The sequence below is a fragment of the Spiroplasma endosymbiont of Clivina fossor genome, assembly GCF_964031115.1.
In the GTDB taxonomy this organism is placed as follows: Bacteria; Bacillota_I; Bacilli_A; order Mycoplasmatales; family Nriv7; genus Nriv7.
In genome coordinates this window covers 562041-585336 of record NZ_OZ035006.1, presented here as the reverse complement: position 1 = coordinate 585336, position 23296 = coordinate 562041, and the positions used below count along the sequence as shown (strand labels likewise).

General features: G+C 26.1%; 25 protein-coding genes and 2 pseudogenes. 14 read left to right on the top strand and 13 right to left on the bottom strand.

The genetic code is table 4. The features are described from left to right. The first annotated feature begins 45 nt into the window (after nt 1-45). A complete protein-coding gene (locus AAHM82_RS03655; protein WP_342263365.1) occupies nt 46-1266 on the top strand; it encodes an IS256 family transposase in 1221 nt (406 codons plus the stop codon). Here AAHM82_RS03655 and AAHM82_RS03650 read toward each other — a convergent pair whose 3' ends face one another. The 6 genes and pseudogenes from AAHM82_RS03650 to AAHM82_RS13115 all read right to left on the bottom strand — a co-directional run. Continuing rightward, complete coding sequence (locus AAHM82_RS03650; protein ID WP_342264556.1) at nt 1267-3315, bottom strand: hypothetical protein; 2049 nt, start codon at nt 3313-3315, stop codon at nt 1267-1269. Then, entirely contained in the window at nt 3296-4558 is a 1263-nt protein-coding gene (locus tag AAHM82_RS03645) for a hypothetical protein (protein WP_342263911.1), read from the bottom strand. Before AAHM82_RS03645 ends, AAHM82_RS03650 begins: the two co-directional genes overlap by 20 nt. After that, on the bottom strand, nt 4558-4698 hold the full coding sequence (locus AAHM82_RS03640) for a hypothetical protein (protein ID WP_342262365.1): 141 nt from the start codon (nt 4696-4698) through the stop codon (nt 4558-4560). The genes AAHM82_RS03645 and AAHM82_RS03640 overlap by 1 nt, the downstream gene beginning before the upstream one ends. Beyond that, the gene (locus AAHM82_RS03635; protein ID WP_342262364.1) at nt 4691-4963 is read right to left on the bottom strand and encodes a hypothetical protein; all 273 of its coding nucleotides are present in this window, start codon (nt 4961-4963) and stop codon (nt 4691-4693) included. Before AAHM82_RS03635 ends, AAHM82_RS03640 begins: the two co-directional genes overlap by 8 nt. A 441-nt stretch (nt 4964-5404) precedes the next feature. Next, nucleotides 5405-5956: pseudogene (locus AAHM82_RS13120) on the bottom strand (transposase); the annotation flags it as partial. A 69-nt stretch (nt 5957-6025) separates the two neighbouring features. Next, nucleotides 6026-7105 (bottom strand): annotated as a pseudogene (locus AAHM82_RS13115) (IS256 family transposase); the annotation flags it as partial. A gap of 594 nt (nt 7106-7699) precedes the next feature. On the opposite strand from AAHM82_RS13115, the gene AAHM82_RS03625 reads away from it, so the two are divergent. The 5 genes from AAHM82_RS03625 to AAHM82_RS03605 all read left to right on the top strand — a co-directional run bounded on the left by AAHM82_RS03625 (nt 7700) and on the right by AAHM82_RS03605 (nt 10057). Further along, nucleotides 7700-8026, top strand: a complete 327-nt coding sequence (locus AAHM82_RS03625) for a hypothetical protein (protein WP_342264513.1) — start codon at nt 7700-7702, stop codon at nt 8024-8026. A 2-nt stretch (nt 8027-8028) separates the two neighbouring features. After that, nucleotides 8029-8250, top strand: coding sequence for a hypothetical protein (locus AAHM82_RS03620; protein WP_342264512.1), 222 nt, complete (start codon nt 8029-8031; stop codon nt 8248-8250). Between the two features lie 164 nt (nt 8251-8414). Beyond that, nucleotides 8415-8645 (top strand): hypothetical protein, encoded by a 231-nt coding sequence (locus AAHM82_RS03615; RefSeq protein ID WP_342224099.1) that lies wholly within the window; start codon nt 8415-8417, stop codon nt 8643-8645. A gap of 11 nt (nt 8646-8656) precedes the next feature. After that, complete coding sequence (locus AAHM82_RS03610) at nt 8657-9052, top strand: hypothetical protein (RefSeq protein ID WP_342264511.1); 396 nt, start codon at nt 8657-8659, stop codon at nt 9050-9052. A 24-nt stretch (nt 9053-9076) separates the two neighbouring features. Beyond that, nucleotides 9077-10057: a hypothetical protein gene (locus tag AAHM82_RS03605; protein WP_342264510.1), complete on the top strand. Its 981-nt coding sequence runs from the start codon at nt 9077-9079 to the stop codon at nt 10055-10057. A 62-nt stretch (nt 10058-10119) separates the two neighbouring features. On the opposite strand, the gene AAHM82_RS03600 is transcribed toward AAHM82_RS03605, so the two are convergent. Continuing rightward, nucleotides 10120-10341, bottom strand: coding sequence for a hypothetical protein (locus AAHM82_RS03600; RefSeq protein ID WP_342264183.1), 222 nt, complete (start codon nt 10339-10341; stop codon nt 10120-10122). Nucleotides 10342-10421: 80 nt separating this feature from the next. Here AAHM82_RS03600 and AAHM82_RS03595 point away from each other — a divergent pair, with 80 nt between their 5' ends. From AAHM82_RS03595 to AAHM82_RS03565, 7 genes are read left to right on the top strand one after another with little or no spacing between them, the layout of a single operon-like run. Then, nucleotides 10422-10568, top strand: a complete 147-nt coding sequence (locus tag AAHM82_RS03595) for a hypothetical protein (protein WP_342264184.1) — start codon at nt 10422-10424, stop codon at nt 10566-10568. Beyond that, complete coding sequence (locus AAHM82_RS03590; RefSeq protein ID WP_342264509.1) at nt 10519-10818, top strand: hypothetical protein; 300 nt, start codon at nt 10519-10521, stop codon at nt 10816-10818. The genes AAHM82_RS03595 and AAHM82_RS03590 overlap by 50 nt, the downstream gene beginning before the upstream one ends. Nucleotides 10819-10824: 6 nt before the next feature. Beyond that, the gene (locus AAHM82_RS03585; protein ID WP_342263448.1) at nt 10825-11073 is read left to right on the top strand and encodes a hypothetical protein; all 249 of its coding nucleotides are present in this window, start codon (nt 10825-10827) and stop codon (nt 11071-11073) included. 22 nt (nt 11074-11095) lie between these two features. After that, complete coding sequence (locus AAHM82_RS03580) at nt 11096-11488, top strand: hypothetical protein (protein WP_342264186.1); 393 nt, start codon at nt 11096-11098, stop codon at nt 11486-11488. After that, the gene (locus AAHM82_RS03575) at nt 11466-11738 is read left to right on the top strand and encodes a hypothetical protein (protein WP_342264187.1); all 273 of its coding nucleotides are present in this window, start codon (nt 11466-11468) and stop codon (nt 11736-11738) included. Before AAHM82_RS03580 ends, AAHM82_RS03575 begins: the two co-directional genes overlap by 23 nt. Nucleotides 11739-11753: 15 nt before the next feature. After that, nucleotides 11754-13646, top strand: a complete 1893-nt coding sequence (locus tag AAHM82_RS03570) for a hypothetical protein (protein ID WP_342264188.1) — start codon at nt 11754-11756, stop codon at nt 13644-13646. Nucleotides 13647-13693: 47 nt separating this feature from the next. Next, the gene (locus tag AAHM82_RS03565; protein WP_342264508.1) at nt 13694-14218 is read left to right on the top strand and encodes a hypothetical protein; all 525 of its coding nucleotides are present in this window, start codon (nt 13694-13696) and stop codon (nt 14216-14218) included. Nucleotides 14219-14266: 48 nt separating this feature from the next. Here the strand turns inward: AAHM82_RS03565 and AAHM82_RS03560 are convergent, their stop codons facing one another. Both AAHM82_RS03560 and AAHM82_RS03555 read right to left on the bottom strand, forming a co-directional pair. Then, on the bottom strand, nt 14267-15487 hold the full coding sequence (locus tag AAHM82_RS03560) for an IS256 family transposase (RefSeq protein ID WP_342264507.1): 1221 nt from the start codon (nt 15485-15487) through the stop codon (nt 14267-14269). A 290-nt stretch (nt 15488-15777) separates the two neighbouring features. Then, nucleotides 15778-17904, bottom strand: coding sequence for a PQQ-binding-like beta-propeller repeat protein (locus AAHM82_RS03555; RefSeq protein ID WP_342264506.1), 2127 nt, complete (start codon nt 17902-17904; stop codon nt 15778-15780). A 244-nt stretch (nt 17905-18148) separates the two neighbouring features. Between AAHM82_RS03555 and AAHM82_RS03550 the strand changes: the two genes are divergently transcribed. Next, nucleotides 18149-19531, top strand: a complete 1383-nt coding sequence (locus tag AAHM82_RS03550) for an Mbov_0401 family ICE element transposase-like protein (protein ID WP_342264505.1) — start codon at nt 18149-18151, stop codon at nt 19529-19531. Between the two features lie 196 nt (nt 19532-19727). On the opposite strand, the gene AAHM82_RS03545 is transcribed toward AAHM82_RS03550, so the two are convergent. The 4 genes from AAHM82_RS03545 to AAHM82_RS03530 form a co-directional block, all read right to left on the bottom strand. Continuing rightward, complete coding sequence (locus tag AAHM82_RS03545) at nt 19728-20948, bottom strand: IS256 family transposase (RefSeq protein WP_342263365.1); 1221 nt, start codon at nt 20946-20948, stop codon at nt 19728-19730. Next, nucleotides 20908-21441 (bottom strand): transposase family protein, encoded by a 534-nt coding sequence (locus tag AAHM82_RS03540; protein ID WP_342264907.1) that lies wholly within the window; start codon nt 21439-21441, stop codon nt 20908-20910. The genes AAHM82_RS03545 and AAHM82_RS03540 overlap by 41 nt, the downstream gene beginning before the upstream one ends. Before the next feature lie 5 nt (nt 21442-21446). Further along, nucleotides 21447-21839, bottom strand: a complete 393-nt coding sequence (locus AAHM82_RS03535; protein WP_342263426.1) for a transposase family protein — start codon at nt 21837-21839, stop codon at nt 21447-21449. Between the two features lie 354 nt (nt 21840-22193). Beyond that, nucleotides 22194-22820 carry a superoxide dismutase gene (locus AAHM82_RS03530; protein ID WP_342264006.1) on the bottom strand — a complete coding sequence of 209 codons (627 nt, stop codon included), beginning with the start codon at nt 22818-22820 and terminating at the stop codon, nt 22194-22196. Nucleotides 22821-23296 lie beyond the last annotated feature (476 nt).

The following is a 23296-nucleotide window of genomic DNA, read 5'->3' as shown; positions in this document are numbered from 1 at the left end:
TCGATAATTCATTCTGAATTATACTTAAAAGAAGGAGAGCAGAAAATGACAAAAAAAATAAAAAAAGAACCTGACGCAATTGATAAAGTTGTTGATTATTTTTTAGAAAATATTGATAATCCACAAGATTTATTTAAAGGCAATACTATTTTTCAGGAATTTACCAAAAAATTAACTGAACGAATGTTAAATACGGAAATTAAAGATTATCTTGAAACTGATGAGAATCATAATAAAAGAAATGGCAACACACAAAAAACCATTATTACTAAAAATGGTTCAATCGCAATTGATGTACCAAGAGATCGAAATAGTACTTTTGAACCAGTAATTATTCCAAAAAGACAAAGAAGATTTGATAACTTTGATCAAAAAGTAATTTCTTTATATGCAAGAGGAATGACAATTTCTGATATCAAAGCACAATTGCAAGAATTCTATCACGGAGCAGAAATTTCAGAAAGTTTAATTAGTCAAATAACTGATGATGTTATTGAAGAAGTTAAAATGTGACAAACTAAACCTTTAGAGAAGATTTATCCGATTGTTTATTTTGATTGTATTGTTGTTAAAGTAAAGCAAGATAAACGAATAATAAATAAAGCAGTTTATCTTGCCTTAGGAATTAATTTAGATGGTTTAAAAGATATTTTAGGAATGTGAATTAGTGAGAATGAGGGAGCCAAATTTTGACTTAATAATCTTACGGAAATGAAAAATCGTGGGTTACAAGATATTCTTGTTGCTTGTAGTGATAATTTAACTGGGATGTCTGATGCAATAGAAGCTGTTTTCCCAAAAACACAGCATCAATTATGCATTGTTCATCAAATTCGCAATAGTTTAAAATTTGTTCCTTACAAAGATCGCAAACTTGTAGCTAATGATTTAAAATCAATTTATACAGCAATTAATGAAGAAATAGCGTTAATTGCTTTAGATCATTTTTCAGAAAAATGAAATAAAAAGTATCCACAAATTACTAAATCATGAAAAAATAACTGAAATAATTTAATAATTTTTCTTGAATATCCTCAGGAATTTAGAAGAATTATTTACACAACTAATGCGATTGAATCTGTTAATAGTCAATTAAGAAAAGTCATTAAGAATAAAAAGATTTTTCCTAATGACGCATCAGTTTTTAAAATATTTTATTTAGCATTTCAAAATATGGTTAAGAAATGAACGATGCCAATTCAAAATTGGGGTAGTGCAATTTCACATTTAATGATAAAATTTGAGGACAGAGTGAATTTAAGTTAATTACTTAGAGACACAGTTAATTGTACAGTCCCTAATTTTATTATTAAATAACTCAATATCATTTATTTTAACTAAATTATTATTTGTTTGTATTTCTAAATCATAATTCCCATATCCAAAAATAGTTGATATTTCTAAATTCTTAAATCTTTCTAATTCATATTCTAAAATAAATTTACATTGTTTAGTAATATCAAATTTATTTATTTCCTCGTATCATCTAAAATTGCTTAACAAAGCCTCTAATCCTTTTCCATAAATACTCATAACACTATTTAATTTTGTTTTTTCAACAATGCAATTTACAAAATTTTTACCATAATTACCATCTGCAAGTTTTATATCTTTTGGCAGTAAACTAGGGATGTCGTTTGGTTCCAAATTATTAATTAATGGCAATCAATTAAACTGATTACTATTCAATTTAAATAATTGATTTTGCGATATGTCATTATTAACTAATTTAATGTTTTTTTTATCAAAATTAAAGTACTCTGATTTTAAAATAACTTCCACATCCTTAAACTTATAATACCCATCTTCAAGTAACGGAACCGAAATAAGTTCAAAATAATAAGGCAATAATAGTTTATAATCATCATTTAAACCCATATTAATAGATAATTCTGAAAAAATATATTCTGATAGCATTACCACAATTTGCTTAAATATTTGTACTGAAGAATGCTTTAACAATTTTGGATTTTCAAATTTTCAATCTTCAAATAAGTTTGTAATAACTGTTTCCGGTTTTTGCCCCACAAATTTTTCCTCTTTTAACTTTGCAACACTATTTTTCGGTTGACCATATAATATGCCATCATCTTTGTCGTCATAATATTTTGCGTGTCTAAAATTAGTACGGTAATTATATGTATAATTTAACATATCTAATAATACTTTTTGTAAGCTATCAATTTTAAAAATTTCTTTAAATTCTAATTCCACTCTATCATAATCTTTAGTTAAATTGTATGAGGTAGAATTTAGACAACTTGGCTCAAGCCCACCAATTTCACCAGATAGAGTGATTGTTTCATTTAAAATAATATTTTCTTTTAATAAATCTATTGGTAGGCAACCAAGAGGTACACTCTGATATTTTTGTGTATTTCTAGTAATATGCATTGCCGTAACTCTAACATCTCTAAACACTTTTTTTCGTGTTTCGGTACCACCACCGATTTTTATTAAATCTAAAACACTTCCTTCATTAAAAAACAATTTTGCTTTTTCTCATGCTAAAACTTGACTAGACATTCATTGTTGCAATATTCTAACTTTTGGTTCAGTTTCAATCGGCATTGATAGCATTGGTAACATAACCTTGTCATTTTCTATAAATAATCGCGGATAACCCGCCACGCCGTTTACTTCCCCGATTAATTTAATATTTCCAAATAAAGCTTGCCGTGGAAATTTAATAGTAATTGCTTTAACCTTTGTATCTTCGGGCAATTGTTTTTGAATACGAACAATAATGGGATTAGAACCACGAACTTTAAAATCTTGCACCCGTACTAAAACTGTTTCCTTGGTTACCTTAATTAATTTTGGGGCATAGCGTTCGGTGTAAGAATTTATAATATACAATTCATCCAAATTATTTTCGTTTGCCGGTTCACCAATAGAAACAACATGAAGATTAAATTTGCCGTATAAACTTTCATCTTGAAAAATTATAGTCTTGGCATCGACCATAGTATATTCAACACTATTATCTTGAATATTAGTAGCATTGCGAGCATCTAATTCTAAATTAAAGTCACTAACTTCATAAGCAATCGTTTTTTTAACTTCTAACGGGTCAATAAAGCCAATTTTAACAACATTGGGAGAAAAGTATAAATTAGGTTTATTTGTGTTTTTAATCAGGTTATTTAAAGGGTAAATATATAATTCGCGTTTTCTTGTTTCGTTATAAATTGTATGCAAGTCAGGGTCTGATTGTTCGGTGTAATTTGCAAAGTCCAGTGGAGTATTATCAATTGCATAATCACGATATTTTGTTTCATTTTCTTGACTTGGTTTAGTCTTCCAATCCGCCATTTTCTTGTCCTTTCATATCAATATTATTAATTTCTTTACCAATTGTGGTCGTTACATTCAAATTGACTTTGATTGTCATTTTTTCAAGTTCTTTTGAAATAAAACTGTTACCATTCAAGTCGCGGTCAAATTTAAGTAGTAAGTAAATAAAGTTTGCATGGGCTTCTTCTCGTAATAATAATTTTTGCTCGAGCATATTGTTAGTTTGAATATTAACCGCAGAACTTTCTTGACGAGTTTGTTGAGCCCCTTTATGAATTGCAGGTACATGCATTCCAATCCGTTTATTAATCTCGGTCACATTTCAATCATATAAATAAGTTAATTCTTTTCCTCTAAATTGACCATTAATAGTAGAAAAGGGTATTGGATTTTGTGCTTGATCATAATTCATGACTAAAACATGATTTTTAATAAAATCATCAATAATCTTATTTACATTTTTTTGAACATTACCAACAAGTGAATTTGTATTAATAAGAAATCTTGTGGCGTTTAAAATCGCATCTAGAATGCTTTGTTCATAAAAAATATCTAAAGCTTTCAATTTATCTTCAACACCAGCGATGTCAGCACGCTCACTTGGTAAATTAGAAAAAATTGCAATTGGTATGTAATTAATTTCTAAAACTTGGTTAATATTTAATTTTTCATTATTGCGTTGTTTTTCAAAATCATTAACTTTTATTATTGTTTGTTCTAATTTGGAAGTGCCATTATTGTCAACAATTTTTTTGGTGCTTAGTTCATAAATTTCACGCGTAATTTTTACTTTGCTGTTTTCTAATTGGTAAGTTTCGTACATGCGTAAATTAAGATTATTTTTCTTATAGTCGTCGTAAAAAATTGTACATTGAATTAAATTTCCCAACACATCATATTCTCGCTCTGCTACTCGTATGGGTTGAAAATTCATAATTCCTTGATTTAAAAAAATTAGAAATGCTGAAATACCAATATCGCTAGCTCGTTTCTCATTAATCCAGTTTTTACTTTGAAAATCATTTTTATAAAGTCATGCCATTATTTTTGGTGATAAATCTTGTTGACTAATATTAATTTCCAACTTCTTAGGAGTTAATGCATTAGCCATAGTGTCGGACACATACGATTTATAATAATCTTCATGACCAAAAGGAGCAAAACCATACATTCGCAAAATTGATTTTTCAATTTCGCGTTTTTTAACTACTACATTATCATCTTTATCACTAAATCATTTTTTAGTAAATCGTAATGGCATTATTTACTTTCCAATTCTTCAACTTGTTTTTTTAAAATTTCAATTTTTTCAGAAATTAATTTCCCCAAAGGTACAAGTCCTAGAGTAATAAAGTTTAAAAAGTAAATTAACATTTTCAATCAAAATAATTTTTTAGCCATTATTTTTAGCTCCTCGTTTTGGTTTGTTAATATTAATCTCGTTTTTATTAGCGTTATTATTTTTGATAGCAATAACCATATCAATCTTATTATTTATAATCATTAATTTAGTATCAATTTTATTTAACGCTTCTTTATTTTCTTGCTCCATTTTTTTCGCCTCCTTTTTTGTTTTTAAAGCCGAGATTATTCCCGTAATGCCAGCCGTTCCACCCAAACCGCCAATAATTGCTGTAAAAATACTTGCTACTGTTTCTGAATTCATATGATACTTTCTCCTCTCTTATTTAATTTTAGCCCCTAGGCCCACATAAATGTGAGCTATTAAACTAGTATTTTGTGGGCGGGTTTCTAAAATATCAGTTTCATTTTTTTCTGTTTCGGCTGAAAAAAATAAATAAATTTCTTCCGGGACCTCTTTTGGTCAAGCATCCAAAATAAGTGAGGACTGCATAACAATGTCAGAATCTTCCGGCGTGTGGGGCATTGTGCCCACATTTCACCCTGTTGTTGTAAAAAAATAATTTTTTTTTCATTTGAAAACAAAAGAAGAATTGGGTTTGTCTAATTTCGGAGCCACATAAATCGGATGAATGTGGTGACCGACATTGTCATTTTCTGCGTTTAAAGGATTGTCTTTTTTGTGTCGCACAAAATCGCCCTCGCGAAGGCTAGGCGTCACCAATTGACTGCCGTCGGCAAGAATGACGATTCGTTTATCTTGCTTTACTTTAACAACAATACAATCAAAATAAACAATCGGATAAATCTTCTCTAAAGGTTTAGTTTGTCACATTTTAACTTCTTCAATAACATCATCAGTTATTTGACTAATTAAACTTTCTGAAATTTCTGCTCCGTGATAGAATTCTTGCAATTGTGCTTTGATATCAGAAATTGTCATTCCTCTTGCATATAAAGAAATTACTTTTTGATCAAAGTTATCAAATCTTCTTTGTCTTTTCGGAATAATTACTGGTTCAAAAGTACTATTTCGATCTCTTGGTACATCAATTGCGATTGAACCATTTTTAGTAATAATGGTTTTTTGTGTGTTGCCATTTCTTTTATTATGATTCTCATCAGTTTCAAGATAATCTTTAATTTCCGTATTTAACATTCGTTCAGTTAATTTTTTGGTAAATTCCTGAAAAATAGTATTGCCTTTAAATAAATCTTGTGGATTATCAATATTTTCTAAAAAATAATCAACAACTTTATCAATTGCGTCAGGTTCTTTTTTTATTTTTTTTGTCATTTTCTGTTCTCCTTCTTTTAAGTATAATTCAGAATGAATTATCGAGACACAGAATTTTGGACAGGCTCCCCAATTTTGAATTGGCATCGTTCATTTCTTAACCATATTTTGAAATGCTAAATAAAATATTTTAAAAACTGATGCGTCATTAGGAAAAATCTTTTTATTCTTAATGACTTTTCTTAATTGACTATTAACAGATTCAATCGCATTAGTTGTGTAAATAATTCTTCTAAATTCCTGAGGATATTCAAGAAAAATTATTAAATTATTTCAGTTATTTTTTCATGATTTAGTAATTTGTGGATACTTTTTATTTCATTTTTCTGAAAAATGATCTAAAGCAATTAACGCTATTTCTTCATTAATTGCTGTATAAATTGATTTTAAATCATTAGCTACAAGTTTGCGATCTTTGTAAGGAACAAATTTTAAACTATTGCGAATTTGATGAACAATGCATAATTGATGCTGTGTTTTTGGGAAAACAGCTTCTATTGCATCAGACATCCCAGTTAAATTATCACTACAAGCAACAAGAATATCTTGTAACCCACGATTTTTCATTTCCGTAAGATTATTAAGTCAAAATTTGGCTCCCTCATTCTCACTAATTCACATTCCTAAAATATCTTTTAAACCATCTAAATTAATTCCTAAGGCAAGATAAACTGCTTTATTTATTATTCGTTTATCTTGCTTTACTTTAACAACAATACAATCAAAATAAACAATCGGATAAATCTTCTCTAAAGGTTTAGTTTGTCACATTTTAACTTCTTCAATAACATCATCAGTTATTTGACTAATTAAACTTTCTGAAATTTCTGCTCCGTGATAGAATTCTTGCAATTGTGCTTTGATATCAGAAATTGTCATTCCTCTTGCATATAAAGAAATTACTTTTTGATCAAAGTTATCAAATCTTCTTTGTCTTTTCGGAATAATTACTGGTTCAAAAGTACTATTTCGATCTCTAGGTACATCAATTGCGATTGAACCATTTTTAGTAATAATGGTTTTTTGTGTGTTGCCATTTCTTTTATTATGATTCTCATCAGTTTCAAGATAATCTTTAATTTCCGTATTTAACATTCGTTCAGTTAATTTTTTGGTAAATTCCTGAAAAATAGTATTGCCTTTAAATAAATCTTATGGATTATCAATAGACTTGGTACATAACTATAACTAGCTTAATTCAAAATTATATATTCCTGAAATTAAGTTAAATCGTAAGGACGCATAAAGTTTTCTTAGGTGGGAAAATATTTGAATAAGTATTAAGGCAGTCAGCAATGATTGTCTTTTTATTTTATAAGGTGTTAAAAGTTTGTTCTTTGAAAATTAAATACAAGTGAATTAATAATGTTGGTATGTATTAAAGCACGATAAATTGTGGGTGGTCGCCATAACCAAAAGAAGTTTACCAGTTAATAGATAACATCCTATTAGCTATAGCAATTTGTTTCGTTTTGCAATAAAAAAATGAATGGGTGGATTTCCTAAAAATATACACGCTATTAAATTAGTTCCAAGGGTAGGATGCGGATGTTAAAGTGTAGAAATTTCTATATAGGGTATGCTAAGTTTAAAATTATTAAAATCTTTATCTAATTAAAAAACAAAATTTAATAACAAAGCTTGTTAAACACTTAAATCTGCGATATATAAGTGTTTAAAAAACTAAGTTAACTAACTTAGTTAATATAAAACTTAGTTTATCTATAAGAAAGGTAATTTATTATGAAAAACATTGAAAACATTTTCTTAAATACTAAAAAATATCTCTTAAAAGAAACGCAAAACGCAATGCTTATTAAAGCACCAAAAATTCCGTGATTTAATGAACAAATCGGTATTTGGTTTTCAAAACGATTTGTTTATAAAGGGAAATACGAAAATTCAATTTGCATTGGAATAATAAAAGATAGTAAATATCAAATAATTTCAATTAATCAAAAAGAAAATGAAACCAAATTAATTAAGGGACAAGAATTATTAGGTTTCTTCATTGCTGAAAAAGAAAACAACAAAAAAGATACCAATTATAACTATTTTAAAGGAGTTTAAAAATGAATATTGCGATTGGAATAATATTTATTATCATTTGCATAATGCTATTGGCATATTTTGCTTATAAAATTTATGCAAAAATAAAAATGCGAATTAAATATAAAAATGCCATTAAAAATAATACTGGTAATTTTACAAAAGAAGAAAAAGTATTTATTGCTCGCTTTGAAGAATGAGTTAAAACTCCCAATTCAAAAGAAAATAACGAGAATAAAAAATAATGTTTTGAGAAATTATTATGGAGTTCTTAAAACTGTTTATTCCGATAGAAAAAATGCCTGCACAAGTTACATTTATTGCCGGATTAATTATTATCATTACTTTTCTTTTCGCGTTAATTTCAATTATGTATTTACCAATAAAAATGATTTTTGGGAGATAAAAAATGACAGTAAATTTAAAAGAATTTAATTGAGAACAAATTAAACAAACATTCTGAGATTTATTTATTCAAATTACAACTATTCCGGCTCACATTACTGGGGGTAAAGAAATTAAATTAACCGAAGCACCACTTTGACTTTTAATAGCAAACATTGCTTTTTGATTCTTAACAGCGATTATGGTGTGATTTATTCTAATGCTACTTTGAAAAACCATATCAGTATTTAGATAGAGATAAAATTAATGTCAAGAAGTTACATTGTGATGCATTCCCAAAGAAATTCAAAATTAATTAGAAAAAAATACAATCGTGTTAAGGTTAATCGTGGTTTTAACAAATTTAAAAAAACTTTGAATATAAATGATGAATGTTTTAAAAAGAAAGGGGGTGATTATATGATTGGAACTTTCTTAACAGAAGCACCAGCAGTAACAAAGATAACAGCTAGTGACGCGATGACTAAATTATGAAATGCGATTATAACAGCGTTTACTAAAATGTGAGAAATTATTGCTGTTAATATGCCACAAGTCGGTAACTTCTTTGCTGACTACTGAATATTCATTTTTCCATTTATTTTGGCAGTATTCTTTATTTGCTTTAAAATGTTTGAAAAATTACTTGGAGCAGTACGCTAACAAAAAAATAAAGTGAGGTGCAAGATGAAATTTTGCAAATGAATAATAGAAAAAAATAACCATTTTATTGAATTAAATCGCACCTCATTTTTAATTTTATGACATTGAGGAGCAATTTGATATATTTACAACGGTTATTTTAAAAACATTGTAAGTTATTTATTTTTAGCAGGTTGTATTTTAATTTTTCTTTTTAAAATCGGTAATTTAACACAAATTAACAAAGTTATTAACTTCTTAAAAAACTCACCATTAAATATTGTGATTGGTTCATTAGGAACTGGAAAAACCGCTTTTCTAGTATACGCATCAAAATTATTAAAAAAGAAAAAATATCATATCGCATCAACATTTCCATTACTAGAAACCCAAAAATTAAGTTTAGGGCATATGGGTTTGTTAGACTTTGATTATCCAGTATTGCCAGACAAAACCTTACTTTTGTGAGATGAAACCAACTTATTTTTAGAAGGAACTGATTGAGAAAAAAATAATACCAAAAACGAAGAAACCGGTATTCAAGAATATTTCGCTCTGGCACGCCATTTTGGTCATATTGTGCTTGCTAGTGGTCAAAGAGATAAACATATTTGAGTTAAAGTTCGTGATATTGCTAATAATGTGATTGTGGGAATTCGTAAAAAACCTGTTAATATTTTTCGTCCCTACTTAAAAGTCATCTATGGTACCTTTACGAGCATTGAAGAATATGAACGCTGACGAAACACCTTAATTGATGCTAAAAATAGTAAAAAGGGTCGTCGCATTAAATACCGTGATATCCCTGAACTTGATATTTATTTTTTTAAATTAAAAATTCCTCTACCAATATTAAACACTTACAATTCTTTTTACTTAGCGTTTTTAAGAGATTATTTAAATTCAAAAGTAAATCCTGACTATGAAGACAAATGCTATACTGACACAGCAATTGATTTAGAAGACTTAGAATATTTAAAAATGGATAAATTTAGCAAATTTTTAAGAAAAATGAAAGAAAAATAACGGTTAACCCCGTTTTTAGTAGCGACAATTATTATTTAGACATTAATTAAATTAAGTTTTATTTAATATTTTTGTTTCATTATCAGTGCAATTCCAACAACAATCATAATTCAGAAAAAAATTGCCATTGGTATAAAACCAAATAAAAACTCAAATATATTATATACAAGAGTTCAAGCACCTTCTAAAAATTTTAAAAAAGCTTCTTCGGCGGTTAGACTATTTATCATATTTCACCTCTTTTCTAATATTGTCGCTACTAAAAACGCAATCAACCACAACATTATTTTACTCTATATACTTGGTACATAACCCTCAATTTTATTTACTATTTTGATAATATTATTTTCTGGGTGAAGTACAAATGTTAGATAAATACAAAAATGAAAATGAATTTTATGGTTTAGTAAACATAAAATGCTATAGTTATGTACCAAGTCTTATGAAAGGAACAATAAAAAATGGAAAATCTTGCAAAAATGGCGGACTTTCTCGCTCAAATGCTTTATAAAGTTTTTGATTTAATTTGAAGTCTTGAAGTACCGGGAACAAATATTCAACTAATATTTCCTTTATTCTTAACGCTGGCTGTAGAATTTCTTATGGCAATTATTCTCGGTTTTAGCAGTCAACAAGTTAATTTAGAAAAGCAACGCCGATATGCCGTTAAAAATAGTGGTCGCTTAAGTGCATGAGGAAAAGTTAAAAAACAAATACAACCAATAAATCCAAATAAAACCAATAAAAACAAATCAAGGTAACTAACAATGTTTAAACTAATTATTATTTTTATCTTAATAACTGTTCTTGGATTATTAGCTGGTAGTCATTTTGAAACTTTAACGAACTATATTAGCGAGGGTCTTGCCAATTTTAAAAAGTTTATTACTAGCAATTTAACAATTTTAGAACTATTTAAACCAATGGCACGAACATTTTCGCAACATCCAATTTTTACCATTCTTGGTGTTACTTGTGTACTTATTGCCTTATTTATTGTAATTAAAGGACAATAAAAAATATGAAAGGAGAATTAAAATGAAAAAAATTTTAGTAAAATTATTTAAAAAAGATAATTCAAAAGAAAAAATGTCATTAAAATTAAGAATTAAAAATTCTTTTAAAAAGCAGTGGTTAAAAATAGTATTAAGTATCATTTTCGTTTTTATAAGCTTATTAATTTGTACATTAACAGCAATCGATACTAAATGAGTAACTGGAACAAGTAACGAATTTAATGATTTTATGAATAAACAGATGGTTGATTTCTTTGGCAAGTTCAATAGTGGTATTATGCTCGCGGGAATATTTGTTTTTTGATGAGGCGGAGCAATATATTTTGCAATTAAATTTGAAAAATTAATCCGCTTTATTATTAAAAAAATTAAAGCAAAAAGAATCTTGAAAAATGAAATCAAACAAACTCATTAATTCTTTAAAAAAATATTGATGGAGAATTTTATCTTACATTTTTATGATTACTATCTTTTTCATTTCATTTTTAAAATTGGAAATTAATGATTTGAAATTATTATATGAAAAATTTGAAGCATTAATTTCACTTATGATACTAGGATATTTAGATATATGCATTACAATAGCGGTAATTATAAATTGTGGTGTTGAGTGACTTATTAAAAAAATCAAAACTAAAAAAACAACAAAAAATAAAATATTTTAAAAAGGAGTGATAAAAATGTTTATGAAAATATTTACCGTGTTAATTATTAGTTTCAATAACATTTTTACCATTCCGCAAAACATTATTAATAATGATAAAACAACAATACAACTAATTAGAACTAAAAGACAAAATGATAAAATTTATAATTTTGAAATTGAAAACTTAGAAAAAGTATATTTTCATCTTTTAAAAGATAAAAATAGAGTTGGAGAGATTAACATGTATCAAAAAGACAATATCAATCTAAATAAAAAATTACCAGAATTAAAAAATTTAAACAAACTTATTTTCCTATTTACAAAAGAATTTTACAATAATCAAGATAAACAAGATAAAATTACAAAATTAATAACTACATATGGGCAAAAAATAACTGACCTTAACGGTCCTAATATAAAGCCACATGAGCTTTGAATAATTAATAAAAAAATAACAATCAAAGTACAAAGTACAAAGTTAGAAACTTGAGACAATAGCGATAATACAATAGATTATACATTAAGAAATACAAGTAACTTTGAAATTGAAATTGAAAAAGATAGTACCGACATTGAATTACCAACAGCAACTATTAGCTTTGACGGTAATCATAAATATAACGATGTTATTGATAATCTTGACTATTTAATGATTCATCGTGGTGATTTTGATAAATTTAATTATTCTTATCTCTATTGAACACCAATATTTAATTTTGTTGACACCCTAGAAAAAGGTTATTACAAAGAATTTACGATTAAAAATTATGGTTTTAAAAGCGAAAGCTATTTTTATCACAAAAGTTCTACTAGTGAAGATAAAATAAATGAAAATGTTTTAAAAATTAAAGCTTTTAATAAAACCTTAATTGCAAGTAATAACTATTTACAATTATTACACGATGAAAAGGAAATCTGAAAATATGACACCGAAAAAACTAACGATTACTATCTAATTAAGTACCTTTTTGGAACCTTAAATTATCTTAATGTTAAATTTAGTTTTTTAAGATACGACCCTGAATTAAAAAATGACATTTACCTTTATTTTAAAAACAACATTCCTAGTATTAACAATAACGATTACAAAAATGTTTTTGATGAAATCTATGAAATTCTTGGCAATTTCTTTGCTAGTTTATTTTATGCGACTTTTGATATGGACGAAAAAACTTATACCGAAATTGATTTTAAGGGAGTAGATAATTACAACAAAGATTACTTTATTCAAATCGGTTTCTTTTATCGCTCGTTAATTACTTTTTATCCCAAAAAATACTTAATCAATGTTACTGGTAATTCAGAATTATTACTAAGAAGTTATTTTTTTACTTTTGATAAAAAAACGCACCAAGAAAATTATAATGCGATTAAAAATAATAACAGTATCTATCAAATTGAATTTAATGTCCTTAAATCTTATGATAACAAACTCATTACTTTACCAACTAACAAGATTGCTAATAGTATTAATTATCTTAACACCGACATCGATATTCGCTATGGTATTAATATTTTTACCTTAACTTTTCCTTTGTACCATAAAAAAATATCCGCTAATTACAATTTTAAAATTTATGACTTTAATGTCCTTAATTCCACAGCGTTTATACCTGATGGTTCAACTAATTCGGAATGAGATGACATAATCCCGCCAGCAAATTGTAAATATTCTGGACGATGAATCCCTACTTTTAATGACATTGGCTGTGCCATTCAAAATGCTGGTATAAAAATGCTAAACTGAATGCTGACGGCGTCACAAATCATTACAATTTTACGCCCGTTAGCGATTATTGCCAAAGCAACAGTTAACTTTTCAACTGCCATTTTTCCGATTTTTAAAACAGTGCCGGCCTTTTACTATACCTTTCAATTTTTAATCGGTTTTGCCGTTTTTCTAATGATTTTACGAATTTTTGTATAATATATATATATATATATATATATTGAAAAAATAAAGGAGTTAAAATAATGAAAATTTTAAATACAATAGCTCTTTCCACATTAACAATATTACCAATAGTTAGCTGTTCTAAAAAAGCAAATGAACCAGTAGAACAAAAAAATGAAGATAACAATAAAAAAGATAAAATTTATAATTTTAAAATCGAAAACTTAGAAAAAGTATATTTTCATCTTTTAAGAGATAAAAATAGAGTTGGAGAGATTAACATGTATCAAAAAGACAATATCGATCTAAATGAAAAATTACCAGAATTAAAAAATTTAAACAAACTTATTTTCCTATTTACAAAAGAATTTTACAATAATCAAGATAAACAAGATAAAATTACAAAATTAATAACTACATATGGGCAAAAAATAACTGACCCTAACGGTCCTAATATAAAGCCACATGAGCTTTGAATAATTAATAAAAAAATAACAATCAAAGTACAAAGTACAAAGTTAGAAACTTGAGACAATAGCGATAATACAATAGATTATACATTAAGAAATACAAGTAACTTTGAAATTAAAATTGAAAATCCGTAATAACTAAATTTAAAAAGGGACTGTACAATTAACTGTGTCTCTAAGTAATTAACTTAAATTCACTCTGTCCTCAAATTTTATCATTAAATGTGAAATTGCACTACCCCAATTTTGAATTGGCATCGTTCATTTCTTAACCATATTTTGAAATGCTAAATAAAATATTTTAAAAACTGATGCGTCATTAGGAAAAATCTTTTTATTCTTAATGACTTTTCTTAATTGACTATTAACAGATTCAATCGCATTAGTTGTGTAAATAATTCTTCTAAATTCCTGAGGATATTCAAGAAAAATTATTAAATTATTTCAGTTATTTTTTCATGATTTAGTAATTTGTGGATACTTTTTATTTCATTTTTCTGAAAAATGATCTAAAGCAATTAACGCTATTTCTTCATTAATTGCTGTATAAATTGATTTTAAATCATTAGCTACAAGTTTGCGATCTTTGTAAGGAACAAATTTTAAACTATTGCGAATTTGATGAACAATGCATAATTGATGCTGTGTTTTTGGGAAAACAGCTTCTATTGCATCAGACATCCCAGTTAAATTATCACTACAAGCAACAAGAATATCTTGTAACCCACGATTTTTCATTTCCGTAAGATTATTAAGTCAAAATTTGGCTCCCTCATTCTCACTAATTCACATTCCTAAAATATCTTTTAAACCATCTAAATTAATTCCTAAGACAAGATAAACTGCTTTATTTATTATTCGTTTATCTTGCTTTACTTTAACAACAATACAATCAAAATAAACAATCGGATAAATCTTCTCTAAAGGTTTAGTTTGTCACATTTTAACTTCTTCAATAACATCATCAGTTATTTGACTAATTAAACTTTCTGAAATTTCTGCTCCGTGATAGAATTCTTGCAATTGTGCTTTGATATCAGAAATTGTCATTCCTCTTGCATATAAAGAAATTACTTTTTGATCAAAGTTATCAAATCTTCTTTGTCTTTTTGGAATAATTACTGGTTCAAAAGTACTATTTCGATCTCTTGGTACATCAATTGCGATTGAACCATTTTTAGTAATAATGGTTTTTTGTGTGTTGCCATTTCTTTTATTATGATTCTCATCAGTTTCAAGATAATCTTTAATTTCCGTATTTAACATTCGTTCAGTTAATTTTTTGGTAAATTCCTGAAAAATAGTATTGCCTTTAAATAAATCTTGTGGATTATCAATATTTTCTAAAAAATAATCAACAACTTTATCAATTGCGTCAGGTTCTTTTTTTATTTTTTTTGTCATTTTCTGTTCTCCTTCTTTTAAGTATAATTCAGAATGAATTATCGAGACACAGAATTTTGGACAGGCTCTTTAAAAACTGTTAAAATCACTACCCCAAAATGTAGCTTTCTATGACGATAATGCTCTTAAACAACTTTTTCATTTTTTCTATTTTGACAAAATAAAAACCAGTAATTTAATTAAATTACTGGTTTGAATATTTTTCTTATTTTATCACAAGAGATTAAATTGTTGTGCTTGTTTCAATTAAAGTTATTGTTCTAAATAGCTAATATCGTTTTTATAAAACCTTATACTATAGTAGTAACTGTATTTGTTCTTACTGGCCCTTCTCTCTCTGATGAAAAAAATGCTTCACCGTTAAATGTTATTTTATCATTGTTTTTATCTATAGTAATTTCATTGGGTAATAAACTATATTTTTGTAAAATTTGCATTACTTCTGTAATTGATAATGTAACTATTTGTTCTTTATTGTTATCATCAATTATTTTGGCAGTAATATTTCCTGTAATTTTTTGTTTTAAATTTAATATAACTTTAGATGTAATTATTCTTACTGGATAAGTAATTTTTAATTTTTCATTGGGATTAAGTTCAAATTTATCAGCGGGTTCCTTAAAAATACTTAAAATCATTTCTTGTTCTTGTTTATTTGTGTTTGATAAATAAAATTCATTTGATAATACATTAATGATTTCAGAATTTTTATTATTTATATTTGTAAAATCTGTTAATTTCATTTCATCATCAGAATTTATGTTTCAACCATTTAATTTATTTTCTTGTTTTGTTTTAGTTAATCCTGTTGTAATTTGAAATACTAATTTTGATTTTGAATTATATTCACAAGCGGGTACATTAAATGATCTTGTATTTGGAGTTTTATTGATAATTTCTCTATCAGAACATACATTTTTAGGAACATTAGATCATAAAAATGAATTTTCTTGTTTTGTTATTTCAGTATTTGAAAAATTTAAATTATTACTATTAACATTACTTATTTCTTTAAATATTAAATTTGGATTTTCATCTCGAAACTTAAAAAATACTGATCTTTTAATTAATTCGTTTAAATTAATATCATTAATTTCACCTTTATTTTTAATTTTGTAATTAACAGTAAGTTCACCAAAATATTTACTATTATTTTTTTCTTTTATTATCGCTGGATTATTTGTTTTATTAACTATTTCTAATAATGAAATATCTAAATCAGGATTTAAATAATTTAATTCATTTAAAATTGCATTATCAGAATTATCATTAATTTGTCCCAAATTTGAATTTAAATTATACTCACTATATTCATATACATTATTATCAAATGAACCAAAATATATCTTATTATTTAACACCACTCCAGAAGATTGGACTCTTCCTTCTGTTTTGATAATAATTTTTTGTTGTTCTGTTACTGGATCATATTCATATATATTTTGATCTGCTGAACCAATATATAATTTATTATTGAAAACTAAACCAGGAGAACCAACTCATAAATTTGTAACAATAACAATTTTTTGCTTTCTTGTAATTGGATCGTATTCATAAACATTATGATCTTCTGAACCAAAATATATTTTATTGTTTAATACAGCGCCGGAAGATCAAATTCCTCCGTTTGTTCTAATAACAATTTTTTGTTGTCCTGTGGCAGGATCATATTCATAAACATTTTGATCTGTTGAACCAAAATAAACCTTATTATTTAACACCACCCCAGAAGATTGGACTACTCCTTTTGTTTTGATAATAATTTTTTGTTCTTTGATTACAGGATCATATTCATAAACATTATTATCAAACGAACCAAAATAAACCTTATTATTTAAAATAACGCCACTAGCAAAAATTTCGCCCTTTGTTGTAATGACAATTTTTTGTTGTCCTGTGGCAGGATCATATTCATAAACATTTTGATCTGTTGAACCAAAATAAACCTTATTATTTAACACCACCCCAGAAGATCTTATTCAAGAATTTGCTGTAATGACAATTTTTTGTTGTTCTGTGGCGGGGTCATATTCATAAACATTATAATCATCTGAACCAAAATATAGTTTTTTATTTAACACCACCCCAGAAGTTCAAACTTCACCTTTTGTAATAATAATAATTTTTTGTTCTTTGGTTACGGGATCATATTCATAAACATTATGATCTTTTGAACTAAAATATACTTTGTTGTTTAAAACAAGTCCATTAGCAAAAATTTCACCTTTTGTTGTAATTACAATCTTTGTTCTATTTATTTTATTATTTTCATTATTACTTCGTTTTTGTCTTTTATAATTTATGTTTTTTAATTTAGTTTGTTGCTCTTGTTTTTCATAAGGACTATTGGCAACGATTCCCGCCATTCCACTACTTGCTATTGTTATTGTACTTAATAAACTAAGTAATTTTTTCATATTAATCAAATCCTTTTCATGAATTTTTGCTAATTAATAAATTTTTATAGTAATCACTCAACCCCTTCTTAAATTTATAAAGTTTAATTAATACAAATTAATTATAAATGATTAAATAATAATTTCTATCATTTTTCAAGGTTGTTGAATACTAATTCTAGAAAAAAAATTATTATTAAAACAGAAAAATAAACTAACGAAGTTTAACTTCATTAAAATTACTACCAAAGAAAGGTGATTTTTTATGTTAAAAATTAATAATAATGTAAAAACCTTAGAAAACAAGCATTGATTCAGTTTATTCGCAACCCATAAAAATATGTACACTAACAAATGCGAACAATTAGCCAACGAATATGAAAAATTAGATGAATATTTATATAAATATCATTATCGCTTAAAACAAGGTTATAAAGTAGTTCATTTTGCTTGAAGAACAATTATTACAATTTTTGGTGATGTTACTTTTAAACGACGCCGATATAAATATTGAAATCAAAAATCAGGTAAATTTGAATATGTATGTTTACTAGATAAAGAAATTGGTTTATTGCCCAAACAACGCATTTATTTTGATGTCCAATTTAAAGTTTTAAGTCTTTTAGGTGATGGCAAACGCTATCGCGATGTTTTAGATGCTCTAAATCATTGTTATATTTCAAAAGCTAGTATTTCAAGTATTTTAAATAAATATGATATTGCTGAATATTTTCAACTAGCAGAAAAAGAAACTAAAACTAGAATTGATGTCAAAAATAAGGATTTATATATTCAACTAGATGAGACATTTTTAGCAACATTAGACCATAAAGTTAAACAAGACCAAAGAATTCGTTTAGTTACTTTTCATACCGGACATAAAGAAAAAAATTACAAACATGCTCGTAGAGAATTAGAAAACAAACGAGGTCATTTTCTAATGTTAAAAGTTGGTAAACGAATAAATACGATGAATTATCGTGATTTATTAATTAAGGAATTACAAAAATATTATGTAAATATTAATTATGACAAAATAATTGTTTGTGGCGATGGTGATACTTGAATTAGAGAAATTGCCAATAGTTTTGGTAATGTTAGATATATTTTAGATGGTTATCATGCTATTAAAAAATTAAAACAAACTGCATTTAATATTATTTTTGAAAATCGCAAAGTAGCACTAAATAGTTGAATTAAATTATATAAGGATGGAAATCATCAAGAATTAATCAAAAACATTCGTAATGTTGCTAAAAATGAATTAAATAAAGATATTAAAACAAAGTTAAGGAAGGCGAGTAATTATTTCAGTAATAATAATCATGGCATTCATCATCAAAATTTAGAATGAAATATCGGTTGTAGCATCGAAAGTGATATATCGCATTTAGTAAAACAACAATTAGGATACGGGGCAAAAATATATAATCATAAGAATTTAAATAACTTATTACATTTAAGAATGGCAAATTTAAACAAATTAAATGTATTACATTACATTAATGAAAATATTAATTCAGAAATAGAAATCAGAAAAGAAATATATAAAAATTCATTATGAAATAAATATAATAATAAAAATGACGATAGTTGAATTAATTATAAAGGTAATGCTGTAACAAATAAATATAATAGATTTAAGTAAGTAAAAATATTAGTTAAAATTAAAAAAAAATTTAATAAAATTAATAATTTTTTATTGTGTAAAAATTCAATAATATGATAAAATGGTAACGAATAAAAATGACAATAACAAGAAAGGCAGGCTTAGTTTAGTAATTAAATAATATAATTAGCTGATTGTTTTACGGGACTGTACAATTAACTGTGTCTCTAAGTAATTAACTTAAATTCACTCTGTCCTCAAATTTTATCATTAAATGTGAAATTGCACTACCCCAATTTTGAATTGGCATCGTTCATTTCTTAACCATATTTTGAAATGCTAAATAAAATATTTTAAAAACTGATGCGTCATTAGGAAAAATCTTTTTATTCTTAATGACTTTTCTTAATTGACTATTAACAGATTCAATCGCATTAGTTGTGTAAATAATTCTTCTAAATTCCTGAGGATATTCAAGAAAAATTATTAAATTATTTCAGTTATTTTTTCATGATTTAGTAATTTGTGGATACTTTTTATTTCATTTTTCTGAAAAATGATCTAAAGCAATTAACGCTATTTCTTCATTAATTGCTGTATAAATTGATTTTAAATCATTAGCTACAAGTTTGCGATCTTTGTAAGGAACAAATTTTAAACTATTGCGAATTTGATGAACAATGCATAATTGATGCTGTGTTTTTGGGAAAACAGCTTCTATTGCATCAGACATCCCAGTTAAATTATCACTACAAGCAACAAGAATATCTTGTAACCCACGATTTTTCATTTCCGTAAGATTATTAAGTCAAAATTTGGCTCCCTCATTCTCACTAATTCACATTCCTAAAATATCTTTTAAACCATCTAAATTAATTCCTAAGGCAAGATAAACTGCTTTATTTATTATTCGTTTATCTTGCTTTACTTTAACAACAATACAATCAAAATAAACAATCGGATAAATCTTCTCTAAAGGTTTAGTTTGTCACATTTTAACTTCTTCAATAACATCATCAGTTATTTGACTAATTAAACTTTCTGAAATTTCTGCTCCGTGATAGAATTCTTGCAATTGTGCTTTGATATCAGAAATTGTCATTCCTCTTGCATATAAAGAAATTACTTTTTGATCAAAGTTATCAAATCTTCTTTGTCTTTTTGGAATAATTACTGGTTCAAAAGTACTATTTCGATCTCTTGGTACATCAATTGCGATTGAACCATTTTTAGTAATAATGGTTTTTTGTGTGTTGCCATTTCTTTTATTATGATTCTCATCAGTTTCAAGATAATCTTTAATTTCCGTATTTAACATTCGTTCAGTTAATTTTTTGGTAAATTCCTGAAAAATAGTATTGCCTTTAAATAAATCTTGTGGATTATCAATATTTTCTAAAAAATAATCAACAACTTTATCAATTGCGTCAGGTTCTTTTTTTATTTTTTTTGTCATTTTCTGTTCTCCTTCTTTTAAGTATAATTCAGAATGAATTATCGAGACACAGAATTTTGGACAGGCTCTGTTTTACTTTTTCAAAGTAATACCTAAGAAAACTAAACGCGACCAATCGTAATCCAAATCTTCTAATCTTATTGCGATAACGATAAACTAGTATTTTAAATCTTTTTAATCTAGCAAAAACATGTTCAATGACAATTCTAACTTTACTTAAAAAGCTATTATATTCCTTTTTATCTGGATTTAAAGGATTATTTTTACTCTTTTTAATTGGCAATAATGTATTTTTATGAACATTTTGCAAACCTTGATATCCTGAATCGGCAATTAATTCTAATTTTGGATTTATAAGTGTATTTGATTTTAAAAATAACTTATAATCATGAGTACTGCCATAACAAAAATCTACTGAAATAATTTTATTGTTAAATAAATCAATAATTATTTGCGATTTTAATGAATGTTGCCTTTTCTTACCAGAAAATAATAATTTTAGTTTTTTTTAATTCTTTCAATTGGAATTTCTGTAGCATCAATTGCTAATAAATTATTAGTAGTACCCTTATTTTCTAATAATATCTTTTTGCCAGGTATATGAAAGTGACTATTTTTTATTAGAGTATTTTCAACTCAAAAGATATTACGAATACAACTAACATGACTAATATTATATTTTTTTGCAATAATACGATATGTACTATATTCTTTTCAGTATTCTAAAGTCATAAGTAATCTTTGCTCTATTGATAATTTATTTGGTCTACCACCAATTTGTTTTTGTTTAGCTTCACCTTCTTTTAAAATTTCTACCATTTTCATGAAAGTTTTATATTTTATGCCTATTAAACTATAAAATTCGTTTTCGTCTTTGTATTTATCTAACATTTGTACTTCACCTAGGAAATAATATTATCAAAATAGTAGATAAAATTAAAGGTTATGTACCAAGTCTAATATTTTCTAAAAAATAATCAACAACTTTATCAATTGCGTCAGGTTCTTTTTTTATTTTTTTTGTCATTTTCTGTTCTCCTTCTTTTAAGTATAATTCAGAATGAATTATCGAGACACAGAATTTTGGACAGGCTCTTTTTATACCTGATAGTTTAAAGGGTAAAAAAATTACTAATATTAAATTAGGTCCTGTTAAAACTGGTGAAGTTATTGCAATAATTCAATAAATTATTTAATATAAAAAAGATGAATTCATTGAATTCATCTTTTTTATTAAAATTAGTATTATTTAGAATTATTTTTTAAATAAGTGTCATATAGTTTTTCAACTTCTTCTCAGTTAATAATGTCAAAAAATTTAGTTACATAAGTTTTGCGGTCGTTACGATAGTCAATATAATAGGCATGTTCTCAAACATCAATACCGATTAAAGGATAGGATTTTAAAAATCAAGGATTATCTTGGTTAAAGGTGTTAAAAATTTTTAATTTGCCATTACGATCAATTAATAATCATGTTCAACCACTACCAAAAACTTGTAAGGCAGCGTCACGCATTTTTTCTTGTCATTTTTCCATTGACCCGTAGGTTTCTTCAATGAGAGCTTTTAATTTACCATTACTAATTGGTTTGTCTTTGGCTAAGATACTAAAAAAGAAATTGTGATTAATTAATCCGCCACCAAATTGGCGAATACCAACATGGCATCATTCATGTGGTAAGGTTAAGTAGTCGCGCATTAATTGATTTAAATCGGTAGGTTGATTGTTATTTTCTAATTTTGCAAGAGTATTATTTAAACCATCTTCATATGCTTTGTGATGTTTGTTGTAATGATAATCCATGGTTTCTTTAGATATAATTGGTTCTAGAGCATCTAACGAATAATTTAATTCTTTTCTTTGAAACATTTATAATTTCCTCCTTTTAATAAATTAATTATATACACATATACTATAGAAATGTATAATAATTATATAAGAAAGTAAAATGGAGTAAGGTTTAAAGATGCATTCTGAAAGTTTTTCGCTTTCTCAACAATTAAAGACGCGTAAATGATATCGTCCACAGTATCAAGTTCCAAAAACTTTTGTTGATGATTTACAGGTTTATAATTATAAACTGTTTTCTAAAGTTAGTACTTGTTTATTTCTCATAACAGTTTTTGTTCTTCCAATAATTTTTGATTTACTTCGGATTTATGTTTTAAATAATAATAACTATGTTTTTTTATTTTTAATTCTTAATTTAGTTTCGTATGGTTTTAGTTTTGGATGATTAATGGTTGAAGAAGATGGAATGGCAACCCTTTTTAGAACACTTTTTATGTAGACTGGTATTTTCTAAATTCATGGCAGTTTAAATTATTTAACTCCCGTTGAATTTA